This is a genomic window from Streptomyces sp. MMCC 100 (genome assembly GCF_041538145.2).
Taxonomy (GTDB): Bacteria; Actinomycetota; Actinomycetes; order Streptomycetales; family Streptomycetaceae; genus Streptomyces.
In genome coordinates this window covers 1-2,076 of sequence record NZ_JBGORK020000011.1, presented here as the reverse complement: position 1 = coordinate 2,076, position 2,076 = coordinate 1, and the positions used below count along the sequence as shown (strand labels likewise).

At 70.5% G+C, this 2,076-nt stretch carries 3 protein-coding genes; 2 read left to right on the top strand and 1 reads right to left on the bottom strand.

The features are described 5' to 3' along the window. Positions 1 to 375 precede the first annotated feature (375 nt). Positions 376 to 534: a hypothetical protein gene (locus ABS735_RS38545; RefSeq protein ID WP_373906635.1), complete on the bottom strand. Its 159-nt coding sequence runs from the start codon at positions 532 to 534 to the stop codon at positions 376 to 378. Positions 535 to 883: 349 nt separating this feature from the next. Between ABS735_RS38545 and ABS735_RS38540 the strand changes: the two genes are divergently transcribed. After that, positions 884 to 1,540, top strand: a complete 657-nt coding sequence (locus ABS735_RS38540) for a hypothetical protein (protein ID WP_373906636.1) — start codon at positions 884 to 886, stop codon at positions 1,538 to 1,540. Further along, positions 1,510 to 1,821, top strand: coding sequence for a hypothetical protein (locus ABS735_RS38535; protein ID WP_373906637.1), 312 nt, complete (start codon positions 1,510 to 1,512; stop codon positions 1,819 to 1,821). Before ABS735_RS38540 ends, ABS735_RS38535 begins: the two co-directional genes overlap by 31 nt. Positions 1,822 to 2,076: the final 255 nt, after the last annotated feature.

Sequence of the window (2,076 nt, the reverse complement as noted above, 5' to 3'; positions counted from 1 at the left end):
ACACAGGCCCTCCTCCGGCTCGCTCGACAACGGATCAACGTGCTGTTCGCGATGCTCCGCGACGGCACCTTCTACGAACCCAGAACCCCGCGCCTCGCTTGACGAAAGACATAGAGGCACCCCCCCGGGCGGGCGGGTCCGCAGTCGTGGCTCCATCGTTCGGGAGCGGGAGCGGGAGCGGGAGCGTCGCGTCTTTCTGCAGCTGCGGACACACTCGGGTACTGCGGAGGCAGTACGGGCGGGGCGGAACCTCGGCCTGAGGCGGCGGTCTGCTCCGCCCTCCTCCTCGACCGTGCGGTCCGTGGGGAGAGGTTCCCGACAGGGGCCTCGCCGCGGAAGAGTCATGGCGACAATCCACGCGGCGACAGGGACTCGCTACGCGGGAAGCCGCCGGTCTCCGCCGCGCTCCTCCTTCGCAAGGCGCGCGGCGAGGTCGGGGATGCGCAGGAAGCAGGCCAGCGCCGTGGCGGTCTGGAAGGCGTCGATCGCCCTCTTGCTCTTCGGCATGCCGACGCGCAGCAGGCGGGGGTTCACCTCTGTCCGGGAGTAACGCCGCGCCCACTGACGTCAGTCGACGACACACCCGGACCGACGAGCGGCTGACCCAAACGGAAGCCGCCTGGGCCGTGGAAGCGCGGCGCCAACCGTTGATCGCCCGGCGCGGTGTCGCTCACGACTCCTGCCTGGGCAAAGTGCGCTGGATCGTCGAGCGCACCTGCGCCTGGCGGCACTAGATCTCTACCAGCGGCGGCCTGGCGTCATCGCCCCGACCGCAGGAACTGCTCGTCCGGTTCCTCACGCCGCTCCAGCACTCCCGCGGCCACCAGTTGAAGCCGTACCTCATGGATGTGATTGCGCTCTTCCCTCGCGATACGGTGCTGTTATGTCTGGATCAGTCGAAACCGGATCAGTCTTGTCTCCCGTCACCGCGGACGACGTCGACCTTGCCGTGCGGCTCGCCGTGGGCATCCTTCGGGACGCGCCCCCGGAGGGGTGGGGCCGCAGGGCCGGTTCGCTGGAGTGGGACTGCTGGGAGACCGTCGAGCACCTTGCCAACGACCTGTTGTACTACGCCGTGCAGCTGGGGCCGCAGAGCCCGCCGCTGGACACCCATGTGCCTTTCGCGTTGAGGCAGAAGAGGCCGGACGGACCCATGGTGTTCGTCTACGCGGAGCGTGATGCGGGTCCGGCCGGCCTGGTGCAGGTGCTGGAATCATGCGGCGCGTTGCTGGTCGCCATGGTGCGTACGACGCCGCACCAGGTCCGCGCCCACCACGCCGCCGGGGTGTCGGACCCCGAAGGCTTCGCGGCGCTGGGGCTGCAGGAGACGCTGGTGCACATGCACGATGTGGCGGAAGGCTTCGGGCTTGTCTGGACTCCGCCCTCTTCTCTCTGCTCGCGGGTGCTCGCCCGTCTGTTTCCAGACGCTCCGGGCGGCGCGGATCCCTGGCTCACCCTGTTGTGGGCCACCGGCCGCGCCGAACTGCCCGAGCGCCCTCGTCTCGCCACGTGGCGCTCGGACAGCACACCGCGGTCATAGCCCCTGGGGGCCCGTCGGCCGGCCGCTTCGACCACGCCCGCCCGCTGCTGCTCACCGCCGACTGCTCCCGCCTTCCGTCCCTGGCGCAACCGCCTCACCCACCTGGGGGCCGTCTCCAACTCCCTGTCGGCCGGGCGGGATTGTGGTACGACTACGAGTCGGAGCCCGGCTGCGAGGACCGGTGGCCGCGCGGCACCCCCGACGGCCTCGACCCGGTGGGCGCCCTGACCGGCCTCGGGACGGTCGTCGACCAGGAGAGGGTGCACCGCCGAGACACCTGAAGATCTCGAACTCTGATTCGATTACCATCTCACCCGTGCATGAGACCCCACCGGCTCGGCGACGCGGCCGCTCCCGCCGGGAGCAACGACGTCGCCGCAGGGCCAGACGACGCCGCATGACATGGGCTGTGGCGTCGGCCGTGGTCCTGATCGGCGGCGCCACCTACGCGATCGTCGGGAGCGACTCCGGCGAGTCGTCCGCGTCCGCCGGTGCGAAGGCTCCGTCCCCACCGGCCGTCTCCGCCCGGGCAAAGG